15 protein-coding genes are annotated in these 18,586 nt (G+C 33.6%); 9 read left to right on the forward strand and 6 right to left on the reverse strand.

What is annotated here, in order from left to right; genetic code table 11:
- Positions 1-90: 90 nt before the first annotated feature.
- Positions 91-2,919, reverse strand: a complete 2,829-nt coding sequence (locus ACFE0M_RS15250; protein WP_434546644.1) for a M16 family metallopeptidase — start codon at positions 2,917-2,919, stop codon at positions 91-93.
- A gap of 129 nt (positions 2,920-3,048) precedes the next feature.
- Here ACFE0M_RS15250 and ACFE0M_RS15255 point away from each other — a divergent pair, with 129 nt between their 5' ends.
- Complete coding sequence (locus ACFE0M_RS15255) at positions 3,049-3,615, forward strand: hypothetical protein (RefSeq protein WP_434546645.1); 567 nt, start codon at positions 3,049-3,051, stop codon at positions 3,613-3,615.
- Between the two features lie 70 nt (positions 3,616-3,685).
- Here the strand turns inward: ACFE0M_RS15255 and ACFE0M_RS15260 are convergent, their stop codons facing one another.
- Positions 3,686-5,644, reverse strand: a complete 1,959-nt coding sequence (locus tag ACFE0M_RS15260) for a M1 family metallopeptidase (RefSeq protein ID WP_434546646.1) — start codon at positions 5,642-5,644, stop codon at positions 3,686-3,688.
- Positions 5,645-5,967: 323 nt separating this feature from the next.
- Here ACFE0M_RS15260 and ACFE0M_RS15265 point away from each other — a divergent pair, with 323 nt between their 5' ends.
- The 7 genes from ACFE0M_RS15265 to paaD all read left to right on the forward strand — a co-directional run bounded on the left by ACFE0M_RS15265 (position 5,968) and on the right by paaD (position 10,622).
- Entirely contained in the window at positions 5,968-6,513 is a 546-nt protein-coding gene (locus ACFE0M_RS15265; RefSeq protein ID WP_434546647.1) for a DUF4256 domain-containing protein, read from the forward strand.
- A gap of 70 nt (positions 6,514-6,583) precedes the next feature.
- Complete coding sequence (locus ACFE0M_RS15270) at positions 6,584-7,171, forward strand: TetR/AcrR family transcriptional regulator (RefSeq protein WP_434546648.1); 588 nt, start codon at positions 6,584-6,586, stop codon at positions 7,169-7,171.
- 112 nt (positions 7,172-7,283) lie between these two features.
- Positions 7,284-8,282 carry a 1,2-phenylacetyl-CoA epoxidase subunit PaaA gene (gene paaA / locus ACFE0M_RS15275; RefSeq protein ID WP_434546649.1) on the forward strand — a complete coding sequence of 333 codons (999 nt, stop codon included), beginning with the start codon at positions 7,284-7,286 and terminating at the stop codon, positions 8,280-8,282.
- Positions 8,283-8,393: 111 nt separating this feature from the next.
- Entirely contained in the window at positions 8,394-8,600 is a 207-nt protein-coding gene (locus ACFE0M_RS15280) for a hypothetical protein (RefSeq protein WP_434546650.1), read from the forward strand.
- An 11-nt stretch (positions 8,601-8,611) separates the two neighbouring features.
- Complete coding sequence (locus ACFE0M_RS15285; protein ID WP_434546651.1) at positions 8,612-9,253, forward strand: phenylacetic acid degradation b; 642 nt, start codon at positions 8,612-8,614, stop codon at positions 9,251-9,253.
- Between the two features lie 3 nt (positions 9,254-9,256).
- On the forward strand, positions 9,257-10,012 hold the full coding sequence (gene paaC, locus ACFE0M_RS15290) for a 1,2-phenylacetyl-CoA epoxidase subunit PaaC (protein WP_434546652.1): 756 nt from the start codon (positions 9,257-9,259) through the stop codon (positions 10,010-10,012).
- 124 nt (positions 10,013-10,136) lie between these two features.
- Complete coding sequence (gene paaD / locus ACFE0M_RS15295) at positions 10,137-10,622, forward strand: 1,2-phenylacetyl-CoA epoxidase subunit PaaD (protein WP_434546653.1); 486 nt, start codon at positions 10,137-10,139, stop codon at positions 10,620-10,622.
- 29 nt (positions 10,623-10,651) lie between these two features.
- On the opposite strand, the gene ACFE0M_RS15300 is transcribed toward paaD, so the two are convergent.
- From ACFE0M_RS15300 to ACFE0M_RS15315, 4 genes are all read right to left on the reverse strand, one after another.
- On the reverse strand, positions 10,652-12,637 hold the full coding sequence (locus ACFE0M_RS15300; RefSeq protein WP_434546654.1) for a DUF3858 domain-containing protein: 1,986 nt from the start codon (positions 12,635-12,637) through the stop codon (positions 10,652-10,654).
- Positions 12,634-14,478: a hypothetical protein gene (locus tag ACFE0M_RS15305; RefSeq protein WP_434546655.1), complete on the reverse strand. Its 1,845-nt coding sequence runs from the start codon at positions 14,476-14,478 to the stop codon at positions 12,634-12,636. Before ACFE0M_RS15305 ends, ACFE0M_RS15300 begins: the two co-directional genes overlap by 4 nt.
- Positions 14,479-14,700: 222 nt before the next feature.
- The gene (locus ACFE0M_RS15310; protein WP_434546656.1) at positions 14,701-15,792 is read right to left on the reverse strand and encodes an MFS transporter; all 1,092 of its coding nucleotides are present in this window, start codon (positions 15,790-15,792) and stop codon (positions 14,701-14,703) included.
- Positions 15,793-15,873: 81 nt separating this feature from the next.
- Positions 15,874-17,736: a M1 family metallopeptidase gene (locus ACFE0M_RS15315; RefSeq protein WP_434546657.1), complete on the reverse strand. Its 1,863-nt coding sequence runs from the start codon at positions 17,734-17,736 to the stop codon at positions 15,874-15,876.
- Between the two features lie 208 nt (positions 17,737-17,944).
- Between ACFE0M_RS15315 and ACFE0M_RS15320 the strand changes: the two genes are divergently transcribed.
- On the forward strand, positions 17,945-18,583 hold the full coding sequence (locus ACFE0M_RS15320; RefSeq protein WP_434546658.1) for a DUF4290 domain-containing protein: 639 nt from the start codon (positions 17,945-17,947) through the stop codon (positions 18,581-18,583).
- The last annotated feature ends 3 nt before the right edge of the window (positions 18,584-18,586 follow it).

Consider the following 18,586-nt stretch of genomic DNA (forward strand, 5'->3'; position numbering starts at 1 on the left):
TTTCTATCAGATACATTTGGATATCCTATTAAAAAAAGGCTGCTCATAAATAAAATGAAACAGCCTTTCTCTATTGATATAATAAATTATTTATTCAGCAGATTCTTCTTCCGGAAGTAAGATAGCCTCCACAAATTGATCTTCGTTTAAGAATTCATTAGCGGCCATTTTTAAGTCTTCTGCTTTTAATGACTTAATTTTGTCTTCTGTTACAATGAAATTACTTAAATCATCATTATAGTAGTAGAAACTGTAGAGCCTGTTCAACCAATAATCATTCTTCTTTAAATCTTCCTTCAATCCTTTCAGCTGAGCTTCTTTCACTTTATTTAAGTCTTCATCTTCCACTCCATTTTCTTTGATATCAGCTAGAATTTGGTGAGTTGTTTTCACCAAATCATCTACATTTTCAGGTCCACATGGGAAGGCAATTCTAAATGAATAGCGACTTTCAGGTAATCTCTGCATATATCCTGAAGCGCCTACTCCATAAACTCCACTCTTTTCTTCTCTTAAAATATCAATCAATTCATTGGTTACTAACTCACCCAAAGATTTTAAATGATAACTTTTCTGTCTATCATATTCAGTTTCACCGTGATATAAGATAGTAGCATAACTTTTTTGGTCAGTACCCTTTATGATTTCTTCCTTTACAACTCCTTCTGGTGGCCTGATACCTAAATCCACCCAATTATCTTCTCTTTCAACAGTAGGTAAGCTTCCTATATATGTTTCCAATAATGGCGTAATGCCATCAACATCAAAATTACCCACAAATACAAAAGTGAAATCACTTGCATCGGCAAATCGATCTTGATAGATTTCATAGGCTCTTTGGAAATCAATTTTATCTAAATCCTCCGCTTTAGGGAAACCACCGCCTCTTGGGTTATCTTGAGCGAGAATCATACTTACTTTATCACTATAATAAAATTGCGGATTGGACATTAAATTGCCATAAAGCATTTTATTTTTACTAACATAAGAGCCAAATGCTTCTTCATCCATTCTTGGAGCGGTGAAATATAGATTTGTCAATTGAAACATTTCTTCCAAATCATTTGGACTTGCCTCAGCTCTAAACCCTTCTGACAAGGATCCAATGAATGGATTAACCCTAACGGTTTTACCAGAAAGCATTTTTTGTATATCAGTATTGGAAAAGTCTGCAACCCCGGCTTCTGAAATTAAAGAAGTAGCATTTGAAGCGGAATAATAATCTTCCATTTCATATTGATTATGACCACCAAAACTAAAGGCTCTCATCTTTACTTCATCATTTTTAAATTCAGTTGGTTTTAATACAACCCGAACCCCATTACTCAATTCCAATTCCTTTACACCTAAATCTTCATGTATTTTTTCATCCACAACTTTTCCAGCTTTAGGAGCAGTTGACATAAAGCTCTCGGCCACTTCTTCATCCTTATATGGTTCAATTTCAGAATTTTCCACTTCTTCTAAAATCCCCAAAATAGCATCTTCAGTTGGCATATCCACTCCTTCTTTTTCAGTCCCTGTCAAAACAATCACTCTATTTTCATCAGTAATCCATTTTTCAGCCAACATATTGATTTCAGGAAGGCTTATAGTATTAATCAAATTTTGATAAAATTCATATTCAAATTCAGCGCCCGGAATAGGGTTTTCTCTTAGAAAATGTTGAATATATGCACTCGCAAATCTATTTGATTCAGTTTTATCTAATTCTTTTACTTTCTTTTCTGCATTATTTAAAAAAGTCTTTTTATAGCGATCTAATTCAGATGGAGTAAATCCATGTCTTTTCACTCTCTCATTCTCCTCTACAATAGCTTTCACTCCTTTTTCAAATCCATTTTCTCCTACTATTGCAAAAGAAGAATATGCACTTTTACTTCTTACCATAGGGGAAAAATTAGTGCCCGCAAATAAAAATGGTGGCTCGGCTGATTTGCTTAACTCATTCAATCTTTGTCCAAGCATTCCATTATACATACTATATACCAAATCCCTTCTCATATCAGACAAAGTCTTCATATCCTCATTATCATGCTTGTAATAAAGCTGGATTTGATTAAAATTAGCTTCTTTATCCGAAACAATACTTACATAGGTTTCCTCATGAGCAGGCACTTCATAAAGCTCTTTTTCTTTTGGATTTTTAGGATTTTCTAAGTCTCCAAAACGTGCTTTAATTTCTTTTTCCATTTCGGATGGGTCAATATCCCCCACCGCAATGACAGCCATCAAATTTGGACGATACCAATCTTCATAAAATGAACGAAGGGTTTCATATTCGAAATTTTCCAATATTTCCTTTTTACCGATAGGCAGTCTTTCCGCATAGCGTGAATCCTTGAATAAAATGGGAAAATATTCATCTCGCATCCTTTGGTTGGCACCTTGTCCTAGTCTCCATTCCTCCAAAACAACACCTCTTTCCTTATCGATTTCCTCTTCAGTCATCAATAAACCATTTGCCCAATCCTCCAATACGGTTAAGCCATTTTCCAAGGTTTCTTCATCAGTAGGGATAGGCAAGATGTAAACAGTTTCATCAAAACTGGTGTAGGCATTCAAATCAGCACCAAATTTCACACCGGCAGATTGTAAATAATCTACTAATTCATTCTTTTTGAAATTTTCAGTACCGTTAAATGCCATGTGCTCAGTAAAATGAGCTAAACCTAATTGCTTGTCATTTTCCTGCATGGAACCAGCATTGATCACCAAGCGAAATTCCACTTTGTCCTCCGGCTTTTCATTTTGCCGAATGTAATAAGTTAACCCATTTTCCAACTGCCCTATCTTCACATTGGGATCCAATGGAATTGGTTTTTTTAGGGCTTTCTCAATTTCCGAATTCTGCGACCAGGCAAATCCCGCTGAAAGAAACAGCAAGAATGCAATCGCTAAAGATTTCATTTTAAGCATAATTATAAGATTTGTTTATTGTTACAAAAGTTTAAATTATTACAAAAATCTTACCTAAGCAACTATCCCAATAGTTTTGTTTTAAAATCACCATAAACAATGATCATCTTCAATCGTTTCTTAAACAATATGAAAGTAAAGTTCAAAGAAATCCGTAACGATAAGATTAAAGAATGCTTTTTGGATGTATTAAAAGAGTATGAGGATTTACATGATTTTTCCATAACACTTTATCAAAAAAGAGTAAAATCTTCCACCATGCAGGCTCAACCTTTAATTTCTTTTAAAGATATATTTAGGAGTGTAAAAAAATATAGAATTAAGTTAGGTGTTTATGTAAGCAGCAGTGAAAGTTTGAAGGTAGAAGATGTTCCAAAAAAAGTCCTAATTGGTTGGTTTGCCCATGAATTAGGTCACTTGGTTGATTATTTATCTTACTCAAGTATAGGGATGATCAAATATGGTCTAAAATATATAAGCTCAAAATCTTTTAAAATGAAAGCTGAACATGAAGCCGACTACATTGCTATTAAAAATGGATTTAAAGATGAGATTATAGCTACAAAAGAATGGGTTCTAAATCACGACTTAGTAGGACAAAAATACAAGAATGTCCTAAACAAATATTATCTATCAATTGAGCAGGTTGAATTATGTAATATAAACGAGCCTCCATTTCAGCCAGTAATGGAATAAAAAAAGCCCCCAATTATGGAGGCTTCTTTTAATTTAAATTATAGTTTTATAAGAAATTCATTCATTACTTTTAATCTTCTTCATAATATGGACTTGGCCATACATCATTACTGCCATTAATATCTGGCAAGATTTTATTTGGATCCAATTCAATTTTCTCCACCTCTTTTCCAGTGCTTAACAAATGATTCCATGAATCACCCCTTTGCCATATTTCAACTGGGAGTTCAACCATTTCATCAGTTCCATCTGCATAAGTTACTTTCATTTTAACTGGCATCGGCACCTCACCTTTATTAGCTAAAACCAATAAATAGCTGCCCTGATAAGGATAAACTCCATCTAAAGCAATGTCAATATTTCCATTTCCGTAGAACCATGTTCTCCAAAACCAAGAAAGGTTCTCGCCAGAAACATTTTCCATAGTATTAAAGAAATCGCCAGGAGTTGGGTGTTTATATGCCCATCTATTAATATAAGCCTTAAATGCATTGTCAAATCTTTCATGACCTAAAATATATTCTCTCAACATTAGAAGACCCATGGCAGGCTTCATATAAGCGATCATACCCAGATTTCTGGTATTTGCAACATCAGGATAAGTCGCAATTTTCTCTCTATTTTCGCTAGTTAGCCAGCCTACATAACTTCTTGTCTCATCCAAATCATCTGCGAATTCTCCATCATTGAATTCTTCTGAAGAATAAAAATTGATGAAGGTGTTAAAACCTTCGTCCATCCAGGCATATAACCTTTCATTACTTCCCACTATCATTGGGAACCAGTTATGACCAAATTCGTGATCGGTAACGCCCCATAAAGATTTGTTTTTAGATTGGTATCCACAGAAATTTAAACCCGGATACTCCATCCCTCCAATATCGGCCGCAACATTCACTGCATTAGGGTAAGGATATTCATACCACATATTTGAATAATGCTCGATTGAAGCTTTAGAATATTCTGTAGAACGTCCGTATCCATCTTCCCCATCACTTTCTTTTGGATAAGCAGATTGAGCCATGGCTTTTTTACCGCTTGGCAAATCAATTTTAGCTGCATCCCAAATGAAGGCAGGAGAAGATCCCCAAGCAACATCTCTGGCATTTTCAATTTTAAATTTCCAAGTCAAATTTCCTGATTGCTTTGGTCTTGTTTTGGAAGGGTCTCCTACTTCGTCAGCCGTGATAATATGAACTGTTTCGTCACTATTGGCCGCTTTTGCCATTCTATTTTGTTGTTCTGCGGTCAATACATCGTTAGGATTTAACAACTCTCCAGAACCCACTACAATATGATTATAAGGTACTGTTACATTATATTCAAAATCTCCATATTCTAAATAGAACTCACCAGCTCCTAAGTATGGCTGTGTATTCCAACCTTGAATATCATCAAATACCATCATTCTGGGATACCACTGTGCCATAGCAAATATGGTTCCATCATCCACTTTCAACTGCCCCATTCTATCCATTCCTTTAACTGGAATTTTATACTCAAAATTCATACTAATAGTAGCAGTTCCACCGTTGGCCTCAATCGGCTCGTCAAAGAAAACCTGCATACGAGTATCATTTATGATATGCTTAGTTGAAGGATTCCCTCTTCTCCCGCTAATTGCTTTTAGATTGGTGATATTATAACCACCGTCCATATCTCCTACATAACGATTTCCTTGGATGGGAGTGGTCAAAGTACCTCTAGAGGTTTCTGTGAATCTATTTTGTTCTAAGTGCAACCAAACAAATTCTAGTTTTTCAGGACTATTATTGGTATAATCAATAGTGATTTTACCATTAATCATTTCATTTTCTTCGTCTAGCGTCACATCAATTTTGTAATCCGCACTATTTTGCCAATAGTTATGGCCTGGCTTTCCTGAAGCTGATCTATATTCATTCCCGCTTCTGTCACCAAAAAATTTAAATAAATCCTGGTTGTTTTCCTGTGGGTTTTGAGCAAATAGGCCTGATACTAAACCCATTAACATCAAAACAGATAGTTTTAATACTTTCATATATTTCATTTATGGTTAGAATTCAATAAAACACGAAATTAATAGAAATTTATTGCTATGCATACTTTTGTTTGATGAATGGGTGAGCGAGACAATTGAATTATTATACGCAAATTAAAATTGATCTACCAGAAAATAGAATCCTTTTCATATAATCTAAAAAGTAATTTTGTAAATTGGTTACATGATTAAAATACATTTATTTCAATAATTTGCTTAAGCTAAGACATTATATACAGGATTTCAAAACTGCCTTTGACCAGTGATGCAATTTAAAATTCTACAAATGAAAAACTGATTTGAATTTTTTGAATAATACAACAAGATAGGTTATGAGTGAAAAAGATAAAACCTCCTTATTAAAGATACTTGAAATCAGATTCAAGAATAACATGCATAGACATCATAATTTGATATGGCAAGATGTTAAATCAAAATTAGACTTAAATCCTGAGAAATTAATTTCTTTAAGTAGAATGGAAGATAGTGGTGGAGAACCTGATGTGATAGCTAAAGATGAAAACACATCTGAATTTCTATTTTATGATTGCTCAAAGGAAAGTCCAAAAGGCAGAAGAAGTCTTTGTTATGACAGGTCAGCTCAACTTGGCCGAAAAAAATATCCTCCTAAAAACAATGTAGAGGACATGGCAAAAGACATAGGAATAGAGCTTTTAGATGAAACTAAATACAGATTATTACAACAAATTGAAAATGTGGATACCAAAACCTCAAGTTGGATCAAAACCCCTGATAAAATAAGGAGTTTGGGAGGAGCACTATTTGGCGATTATCGATACGAAACTGTTTTCATCTATCATAATGGGGCAGATTCTTACTATGGCGCACGAGGATTTAGAGGTTATTTAAAAATATAAGTTTCTACAAATAATAAAATTTTAATGAACAATATTTCCCTAACGAACGTTTGTTTATTATATTTGGAGAATGATTACCAAGACAAAAGTAAATAGAAAGCAACAAATTGTCGAGAAAGCTACAGAACTTTTTCAAAAACAAGGTTATGCTGCTACAAGTATGCGTGATTTAGCAAGTTATATTGGAATTGAAGCAGCAAGTCTTTATTCTCATATAAAATCTAAAGAAGAAATTCTCCAAAAAATATGTTTTCAAATGGCCAATGATTTCTTTCAATCATTGGAAGAGATTGAATTGGAAAAATTAAGTGCGGATGAGAAATTAAAAAAGGCGGTTATATCACATGTTAAAGTATTGACAAAGGATAGTGCTGCAAGTGCCGTTTTTTTCTCAGAATGGAGGCACTTAAGTGAATCCTACTTGAAGGATTTTTTAACGATGAGAAATAATTACGAAAATAAATTTATACAAATATTAATAGATGGGCATAAAGAAGGTGTTTTTAAGAAAATGGATGCAAAATTCACCGTTTTAGCATTACTTTCTTCCATTAATTGGATGCCTTCTTGGTATAAACCGGAAGGCAAATTAAGCCCTGAAGAAATAGCTGAAAACGTAACAGATGTTTTCATTAACGGACTAAAAATAAGATCTTAAATAGAGCCTATTGGGCAATAGCACGAGCAATTGTAGTATGTATTTGATATTCAGTACCAAATGAAAATAGTTCGTGTAATTAAAGTTTTGAAATTATAAAAATAATAAAATTATGTACGGAGGCGGACAAGTATTTGAATCTTCATCAGTAAACAATGAATTATTGAAAGATGAAGACCCACAGAAATTAGCTGAATTTGAAGCTCGAATCGCAAGAGGTGAAAAAATTGAGCCTAATGATTGGATGCCAAAACTATACAGAAAGCAACTAGTCAGAATGATTGAGCAACATGCTCATTCGGAAATCATTGGGGCTTTGCCAGAAGGTACTTGGATTACCAGAGCACCTGGCTTTAAAAGAAAATTAGCCTTGATGGCAAAAGTTCAAGATGAAGTTGGCCATGCACAATTACTTTACGGTGCGGCTGAAACCTTAGGCAAAAGTCGTGAGCAAATGATCGAAGATTTGATTACGGGAAAATCAAAATATTCCAACATCTTCAATTACCCTACCTTCACATGGGCTGATTCATGTTTTATTTCATGGTTAGTAGATGCTGGGGCAATCGTTAACCAATTAGCGAATGCAAGAGGAAGTTACGGTCCTTATTGTCGTGCATTAGACAGAATTTGTGCTGAAGAATCATTCCACTTAAAATATGGACACCATTGTGTTATCCATTTAGCTACAGGAACTCCCAAGCAAAGAGAAATGATGCAAGAAGCTGTGAACAGATGGTGGCCACCAATGATGCATTTCTTTGGCCCTTCTGATAAAATGTCAACACATACGCAGATTTTGACCAAATGGAAAGTGAAAATGGCAACTAATGATGAGTGTCGTCAGCAATTTTTGGATATGTATGTTCCAAAAATTTGGGAGCTAGGATTGACTATTCCTGATGAGAATTTGAAAAAGAATGCTGAAACCGGTGAGTGGGAATTCACTGAGCCAGATTGGGAAGAATTCAAAAGAGTAATTAATGGTGATGGCCCTTGTAACAAAGAGCGTTTGGCAGTACGAAGAACAGCGGAAGAAAGAGGCGCTTGGGTAAGAAGAGCATTAACTGCCAAAACGAAAGGTGAAGAATACGTGGCGCCTTTGGCCTAATTAATTACAAATTAGGAATTTACTAATTACGATTTTTTCAAACTCCGTCATTCCCACGCAGGTTGGAATCTTTTAGAAAAAGTGTTCTTTATCAGTTTAAAATAGTTGAAAATGAGCAATATAGAAGCATTAATCAATAGGTTTGAAAAGCATAAGAATGTAACGGATGATAAATTCCAATTTATGCTTGATAGACAAAAAGCAATGGAATCGGCTATGTTGGAATTGAAGGAGGAAAATTCTGATTTCTATGGATTTGTTGCTGAATCATTGAAAGAAATTGATAATGAAATTAAATTCATTAAAAATAAAATTTAAAATTTATAGAAATGTCTGATTTTTTAAACTCACTAGATCCTCGGATTAACAGATTAAATATACCTGCTGAATTTGGCACTACTTTTCCTTCAAAGGAAAACAAAGATCAATTTGTGACTTTTGAAGTATTTGTTCAGCCTAAGGGAAACAAGCCTTATCAGCATGAGGGAATTGTGCATGCTCCCACTATTGATATGGCATTTTTATTTGCCAAAGAGCAATTTAGCAGAAGAGGCATGAGTTGTTCTGGAGTTTGGGTAGTCAATACAAATAATGTAAAGGTATCCCCTATCACCGAAAATAATGAAGACATCTATGATTTCATTCATGAGGAAATTATGGAAGGTGCTAATAAAGGAAGCTCTGAGCATTATGAAATTTTCCACTTGAAAAAAAGAGGAAAGCAACACGCCCACGTTGGCAATTTGGAAGCTTCTTGCTTTGAAGAAGCACTTTTAAGAGCTAAGAATCAATATCAAGAAGAAAAATCTGTATTGAATATTTGGGTGGCCAAATCTGAAGATTTTATGAAAATTGAAGGAGAAGAGTTTACCGATATTTGGGAAACGCTTCCTGAAAAGAAATATAGAGATGCTATGGATTACAAGGCAACGGAGAAAATCAAAAAATTTAAAGCAGAACAAAACGCATAAGCCATGACGGAAGAAGCATTAAAAGATTTATTATATAAAATAGCAGATGATTTGTTGATATTGGGTCATAGAAATTCAGAATGGACTGGAGTTGGTCCATTACTAGAGGAAGATATTGCGTTTTCTTCTATGGCACAAGATAAAGTTGGTCAAAGCTTAGCTTTCTATAATCTTTTGCATCAATTAGGGGAACAAGATCCTGATACGGTGGCTTTCACTAGAAATGCAGATCAGTTTCATAATAGTCAATTTGTGGAGTTGCCAATTGGTGAATATGATTTTAGTTTGATCCGCCATTTCTTATTTGACCATGCTGATTATATCAGATTTAGTTTGTTGACAGATTGTCCAATAGAAGAAGTAGCACAAGTGGCCAGAAAATTGAAGGGTGAAATCAAGTATCATGTGATGCACGCCAACACTTGGATTAGACAATTGGCAACAGCTAATGAAGAAGCACACGAAAGATTACAAAACAGCCTAAATGAAGCCTTACCTTATGCCTTAGGCATGTTTGAGCCGTCAAAATTTGAAAGTGATATCATTGAAGCTGGCGTTTATCCAGGTGAAAAGGCGATTGAGAATCAATGGAAAGAAAATATTGCTATTGTATTAGAAGAAGCAGGTTTAAAATTACCGGATTGGAATACGGTTAAGCCAGTTTACGGAGGAAGATATGGTAATCATACAGAACACCTTCAACCTCTTGTGGAAGAAATGAGTGAGGTATTTAGGGTTGACCCTACTGCTGATTGGTAATTAATTATGTTTTAATATTTACCATCTCTTGAAGTCGGATTCCGGTCGGTGTGCCACCGACCGGGGCATGTACCATGGTTGGTGGCACACCAACCATTTCAAATTGAAATAAAACATCAAAAAAATGATATTAACTGAGGATAAAATATTAGAGTTGTTGAAAGAGGTGAAAGACCCTGAAATCCCTGTTATTTCATTAGTGGATTTAGGGGTAATTACAGGAATTGAAATAGAAAATGATCATGTTACGGTTAATATGACCCCTACTTTTATTGGTTGTCCAGCAATGGACTATATGAAGCAAGATGTAATAGATGTGCTCAATAAAAACGGCATTGAAAATCATACGGTCAATTTAAATTTAAAAACAACATGGAGCTCTGATCTTATTTCAGATGAAGGAAAAAGAGCTTTAAAGAAATTTGGCTTGGCGCCCCCTCCTGTTCATAATAATGTAATTGAAGATTTAGATATTATTGAGCATGCCGAATGTCCAAATTGTGACAGCACCAATACCACATTAAAATCCCCCTTTGGGCCTACGCTTTGCAGGTCATTGCACCACTGCAATAATTGTGGTGAGGCCTTTGAGAGTTTTAAGCCTATTTAAAATGCACTGTTTTTTACGAGGTTAAATAATTATTCTTCTTCCAAAACAATCTCTTGATTGAATTTCTCAATTATAATATCAAAATACTGCTTAATATCTGTGTACTCTTCTGGCTGGTATATGGATTTTTTGAATTCATAATTGCCCGTAATTGAGACTCTATTTTCAGTTTTCTTAATTGACAAATTAATATCAATTAAATCATTGTTTAGAGAAAAGTTATCTGGAACACTACTTACTCTATAACCATTAGGGATTTCCAAATTTGTTTCATATTCAGTTTTGGTTCGAAATACAAAATCCACTGGATAGTTTCTTACTGATTGTGTTAATTTATTTTCTTGTATTGGTAGCTCTAATAATGGCCTAATAATTAAATTAGACCCAATTTTAGTAATATTTTTCTCGCCTTTCAAAATCAAAATGTAGGGTTTATTGAGGTCATTATAAAACAAAGTTTTAGATTCATCAATATTGTCTAGTTTTTCCTTAAAATAAGTTTGAATGTCTTCATCTTCATCTTCAAACTTTTCCCTTAATGCATAAGCTTCGTATTCATTTGCTTGCAAAGTAACGGAATAGTCCAATGACACATCATCAGGATTTGGAATTAAATTAATAATACTTTTATTTATTGAAGGAATTTCAAAATCCAATGAAATCCACATTTCTTTCTCTATATCTTTAACAATTAGGGCTTTATCATTTAGACATCTTGACGGTATTCTGTTATAGGGCAAGAAATCACTGGTGGCATCTGCAAGAAAGGATGATTCTTCACCCACTAATCCAACCACATAATTTGTATAAAAATCAAAAGGATACTCTCCACGAATCGCACCATGTTCACGAGTACTTAGAATAACAGGTTCGCAATCGATCTTAGCACTATGTAACATTCCAATCAAAAAAAGATTAAGATCGGCAGAATTACCTAGTCTAGATTTCAGCAACTCTTTTACGGTTTGAGAAGCATATTTTGAATTTCTACCATTCCACTCAAAATTATCCTTAATATAATTTATTATAACTTTGCTTTGAGCCTCTTTTGACAGACCTTCAATTTCTAAATCCTTCACAATACCTTTAGCTTTTCTAGAGGATTTTTTAATATACTTTCCAAATTTCTTATTTTTAAGAAGTGATTTGTTTAAAGCAGACCAAGTTGAAATTATCTCTTTTTTACCGGTATTTGGATGATGAATTTTAGCCAATTGAAAATACATTTTTACAATATGATTATTGACGGAACTAATATATGATTCATCTTTAAAAGCAGGTATATCCTTAAGAACGAATTTGTAGGTTACATCTTGAAAATCAAATCCACTTCTAACATTTTGACCGTAACTTTTATTTACCTTTCCCCATGAACGGGATGTTTTTGAATTGAACTTTTCAAATTCATCAAATTCACTCGCTCCTTGTAGATAAAAAACATATTCATAAAATGGAATCATGCTCACCATATATCTACTATAAATAGTTGGTATTTCACTTTGAAAGTCCCAATTAGGCATACTAGATTTAAACGGGGTTTCAATCTCATATCTAAATTCTACAATGGAGCCATTTTGTACATTTGGAAACACAAATTTTTTAATACTCCAATTATCATTAATCTTTTCTTCAAATATTGACCCTGGCAAGACATAACTCTTTTTTAACTTCCCATTTTCCATATTTAAGGTTTGTGCCTCAATAAAAACGATCTGCTCCCTTTCCCCTTTATCACTCCTATAGATCGGTACACTTATCTCAGGTGTACCAAACTTATTTTTATCAAATATTTTTATCCTTTTATGGCGTCTATAAATTATATCATAACCATAATCAGATTCAAAAAACTCAGAATCCCCAACATCAAATAAAACTACAGCTGGGGCAGAAGGGTCTTCCTGATAGAATTGCATTTCTATTTCTGACGAACTGACATTACCAAATGATTTAGGGTTTTGTTGAGAGTATATATGAAAACTGAAAAGACAAATGACTGGAAAGAATATATATTTCATTTTATTATAATAGCTGATTTACTTTGATATTGAATGATCTCTTCAATAAAGTTAAAAACTGTGGCATAATCCTCAAGTAAATAATTCTCGGAATGTAATTGAAAGACTTCTTTTGTTTCAATTATATTTCCTGTCATTGAATAGCTTACTTGATAATTTCCGATTTTACTTTTAAGCTCAAAATCAGATGGTAAAGTTACTTTTTGATTATCATTTACATTAATTTCATAACTTTTTTCAACTGATTTATTTATTGGATAATTAATTCTTAATGGAAGGGTTCTATCTTCCGTATCCTCTAATTTAGGCATTGAGATTTCTAAAGGTTGGATAACTTTTAATTTCCCATATTCTGATATTGGTGAGTCAATATTTCCAGTAGCAGTTATCTTTAAAAAATGATCTCCTCTATCTTCAAATTCAACATTATAATTATCCATTAAAAATCCTTTGGGGGATATTTTTTTCAATAGTAATTCTTCAAAAGATCTTTGATCCCCATCCTTTAATTCGTATAGATAATACTCAAAACTCTCCCCTCTTAGCATTTCCTTTTCTAAATTCATACTCCATTCACCATTATCCTTTAAGCTATAACTATAATTATCTAATTCATAGGTATTAGACACCATTAAGCTAGGAGTTTTAACTAATTGACTATTCCCTCCCGCTTTTACAAGTAATCCATATCTATTTTGAGTAAATGTCCCTAAATAATTGTAAGGTAAAAAATTAGCTGTGTTTTCAAGCCATACCGTATCTTTCTCAAGCGGAACAGCTAAAATAACATGGTCAAATTGTTGACTAGGAATTGATTTATTTATTTTCTCAATATTATCTCCAGAATTTATCAAGGTATAATATGAATCAATACCAACATAATTTAGCATTGCTTTCATGTATGTAGTTAGCGCCTTACAATCTCCATATCTGTTTTTACATACATATGAAGCAGGATAGCTTTTCAGACCTCCAATATCAATAGCAACATTAATATAGGTGTTCTTATCCTGTAAATATTCATAAAGCTTTTTTAATACTAATTCAGTTTTATCAATTCCCCTGATCAAATCATCTATAATCAATTTTTCTGAGTCTGGTAGCTGGTCTGTTCCTTTGTTCAATCTGTGTTGCCAATCGCCAAAATCTGACCAACTATTTGTTTTCCCTTTAATACCATATTGAAAATTATGTGGTACAATCATTATTCGAGCTATCAACTCACCTATTGGAGGGGAAAATATCTGTGATTTTTGCAATTCCTCATAACCTAATTCCCATTCTAAAAATTCATACTCACCTCTAAAATAATTATTTGGAGTAACATTTGACTTATTTTCCAAATTATAAAATGTTCCCTTTGGTAATTCTACAACTAGGCTACTTTTTAAAGTTGGTATATCTGTAAAATAAATTGGAGTCCAATTTGCAATAAATAAAAATTCACTTACTACGGAACTATATTTATATGAAATTTTATAAGGATATATATTCCAATACAAATCAAATTCAGTGATTAAATTATCTTGATAAAATGTACCAATTCCCCTATAACTTCGTGTTTTGATTTCTTTATTCTTAAGTTTTCTGACCATATCTCCATTTTTATCAAGAATATTAGCTTCAATTATTTCAAATTGTTGTGATTTTGAATGCGGAATTTCAACGTGAGCAAGATCACTGTAGCTTTTATCATTAATTTGGATCAGAAAACTTTTCTCAGTTATCTTTCTACCATCTTCTATCCTTATATGGGTATCATAGCTTATTAATTGAGAATAGCTGTTTTGGGAAATAAAAATACTAGTAAGGAAATAAAAATAAACTAATAAACGGGGCATTTACTTTGAAATAATAGTTGATTAAACAGCTAGAAAATTAATGATTTTTTTTTTAAAGACTTACTTAATTCATTAAAATTTTATATGTATTAATAGTGAATATTATAAACCATCACTTAAAAAAACAAGAAGCCCGCCTTATAAAGTAATTTTAAGGCAGGCTTTACACAAAATATTTTTACAATATTTACTTTCTGATAAAAATTATAAAGTAATCCTTATTTATATCAACATCACGTCAATCAAACTATTTGGAATCTCAAATCCACAGAAAAACACTCCTACTCCTAATACTTTTTCTTTTACACTTGTATTTTGAAGTGCCAAAGGCAAAGCCGTGACATTCACCATGGCATAAAAAACAGCAAATACTACCAATGATACAATAATGAGCATATTATTGGGGATAGTGAATATCCCAACGGTACTAACTCCAGCAAATAATAAGCCTATCAACAGCAATCTTACGATATTTCCCTTGTTTACCTTCCTGCTGATTACAATTGAAAAAATTGCGGTTAAAACTAATACCAATGAGGAAACCCACTGACCGCTCATGCCCATAATAGATTTTAATTTGTCTAGGTAATCAGGAAAAACTTCAATAATAATTCCAGAGAATAAGCCCATCCCGACTCCCAAAAGAATTACCTTTCCCATTTTTGTTTTAGGGTTGAAATCATCTGGACGGGTTTCTTTGCCATCATCTGTCATTGCCATCGAGTTCTTACGCAATAAATAACCTGAAATAGATACGATTATACCTCCAACTGCAAATGTTGCAGCTCCTCCCAAGAAATCAATAATATCAACAATTACCGGCTCCAAAGAATAAAGTAAATCTGAGGTAATGGTTAAAGCGGCCACTGTAATAGGGAGTTTTGTACTCGGACTAAACATTTCAATTGTAGAAATAGCTGGGCTCGTAAATAAACTCATGGCAAACAACCAAAGTATCACCAAAACCGGAAGTGCATAAAGTACAAATGACCTTGGCGGATTTACAATTAAAGTAAAAGCCACGGTCATAAAAATCATGGCAGCAAAAGAAACACCCAAAGTAATGATTCTTAACCTGTTTCCTAATCTGTTTCGGTATTTATCACCTAAATACCCAGCTAATGGAGGGGTTAAAATTAATATGATGGCTTGTCCCCATATCAAAATAGGTTCAAACTCCCTCATATCAAATGTATCAAGGAGGGCTGGCTGATAACGATGATAGGCTATCCATCCTATAATTACGGAAGCATATAACGCTAATAAACTGATCATTTGCTTCCATTGAATTGCTGATGTTTTTTGATTATCCATAATAAAAAAGTCTTTACAGTTTTTCCAAGTTACGAAAGCAATACACTTTCTGGATTTACCGTAAAGACTTTTTTGTAAAAATTATTTATCGAAAGTTGACTTTAAATGTTTTGCTGCATCAAAAACATTATTTTCTCTATCAACATCCGCCATACCTTCTTTTTCATCTATTACCATGCTCTTTATGTTAGAGGCTGATTGGTTCAATTCAAAAGTATAAGTTGGATATACCCAAGGCCAATCAGCCATTACTGTAGCGTTAGCATCTGAACTAAAAGATTTTTCGCCTCTCATAATTCTCAATGGAATATAAATCAATTCACTATTTCCATCGTTATACGTAACAGTCACTTCTAAAGGCATAGGCATTTCACCATATTTCTCTAAAGTAACGAAGGTTTTACCATCTTTTTCCATTACGGATTTAATACCATAATCGATTTGCTTGGTGGAGTAAACCCAGTATTCTTTGAACCAGTCCAATTCCAAACCAGAGGCTTTTTCCATTACCCTGATGAAATCATTATCGTTTGGATGTTTGAATTTCCATTCATTGAAATAAGTTCTCATAGCGGGATAAAATACATCTTCTCCCATAATATACCTCAGTTGCCCTAAGAAGGTAGCACCTTTTGAATAAGCCGCTCTTCCGTAAGCGAAGTTAGTCACATAATGATCTGCATGGGTGCTCATTGGTTCTTCATAACCACTTTCAGCCAATGCATAGTAGCCTCTATAATTACCAGATTGAGGATTTTCTTGTCCTTGTTCCATTATTACGTTCATGGTCTCAGCTGAGCCGAATGAAGTAAATCCTTCATCCATCCATTCGTATAATGACTCGTTTGAAGCCAATACTCCTTGGTACCAGCTGTGGAACATTTCATGAACCGTCACACCAACCAAGCTACCTAAACTTCTTTCTCCAGTAATTAAAGTGGACATTGGATATTCCATTCCACCATCTCCACCTTGAATCACAGAATATTGTTTATAAGGATATTTTCCAAATGTTTTATTCATGTATTCGAATGCTTTAACAGTGTACTCAGGTAACTTTTCCCAGTTTTCTGCTGTCTTTTCATTCTTCTGATATAAAAAGTGCAATTCCGGCCCATCAGGAACTTGAGCCTTTACATGGGTATAATCAGGATCGGCCGCCCACATGAAATCAATTACTTGTGGAGCTATGAAATGCCAAGTAAGCTTTCCATTTTTGCCTTTACCGGGCTTTACACCTTCCGCTTGATAACCGTGACCTACTTCGTTTGGATTTTGAACATATCCAGTTCCTCCTAGTACAAAATCTTTATCAATGGTGATTTTTACATCAAAATCTCCCCAAACACCATGAAACTCTCTGCCTATATAGGGATTGGCATGCCAACCCTGATAATCATATTCTGACATTTTAGGATACCATTGGGCCATGGAATAGCTAATTCCCTCAGCATTGTTTCTTCCAGACCTTCTGATTTGCTCTGGAACTTGTGCCTCAAATTCCATTTCGAAAGTTACGGTTTCACCAGATTTTATGGGCTTATTCAAATCTACTTCCAATATAGTCCCTACTACCTCATAATCTACCTTTTTGCCATTTTGCTTAAGGCTTAAAATTTTCTGATAACCAATTTGGTCTTCGCTTAATTTACTGATTCTGTCGCCTACCCGTCTGTCAGGATCTTTGATAGTTCTGGAACGAACATCCATCATACTATTGGGTTGAAAAGCATTAAAATAAAGGTGATAAAAAACCTTATTGAGCTCATCAGGTGAATTATTCGTGTAAACTGCTTTTTGTTTTCCTTCGAATCGATGTGTTTCCACATCCATATCGATTTCCATTTCATATTTGATGGCCTGTTGCCAACGTTCCTTTGTTTGTCCTAAAACAACCACGCTCAACATACTAGCCATTAAAAATCCTAATAATTTTATTTTCATAATGATTATATTTTGGTTTTACTTATTCTCAAAAATGGTTAAATCTATTTAATATGACAATCAATTTTATATAAGCTTTATAAAATAGTGGATGAAAACAGTTCCAAGGCATATTCATGGGGCTTCATGTTATTTTTTAAAGGATTAAATTGTAATGCCTGTTATTTATTTCTAATTTTCTACCTTTGTGAAAGAGAAAGCTAAGACTATGTTAGATTATAACACTCAAAGACCTGAAATGAAGTTAAAAGAATATGGACGCAATGTCCAAATGTTGGTCAAGCATTTGCGCACTGTTGAAGATAAAGAAACGCGTAATAAAATGGCCTACACGGTTGTAGATTTAATAAAGCAATTGAGCAGCGGACCAAAAGATCATAGCAATGAGAATATGCAAAAATATTGGGATGATTTATATATCATGTCAGATTTCAATTTAGATGTTGACAGTCCTTACCCTATGCCTGAAAAAGAAATTTTAGGCAAAAAACCACAACCGGTAAAATATGCTACAGATGAAGTGAAATTTAAGCACTACGGCCGTAATATCGAATTATTGGTAGAAAAGGCCATTAATATTGAAGATCCTGAAGAAAAGCAAGCCGCGGTTTATTATATCGGTCGTTTAATGAAAACATTCTATACTACCTGGAATAGAGATAATGTTACGGAAGAAGCCATTTCAGATAATATCAAACAACTTTCTAACGGAAAATTAAGCGTTGATATTGATCACGTTAAAGCCACAAATGGTTTTGATACCATCTTTAAAGACAATAGGCCAAGAAACAATAACAAAGGTAAAAGACCTTCAAAAGGAAGCAACCAAAAAAGAAGAAGAAACTAATCA

Origin of the sequence: Marivirga sp. (assembly GCF_051117495.1) — a bacterium.
In the GTDB taxonomy this organism is placed as follows: domain Bacteria; phylum Bacteroidota; class Bacteroidia; order Cytophagales; family Cyclobacteriaceae; genus Marivirga.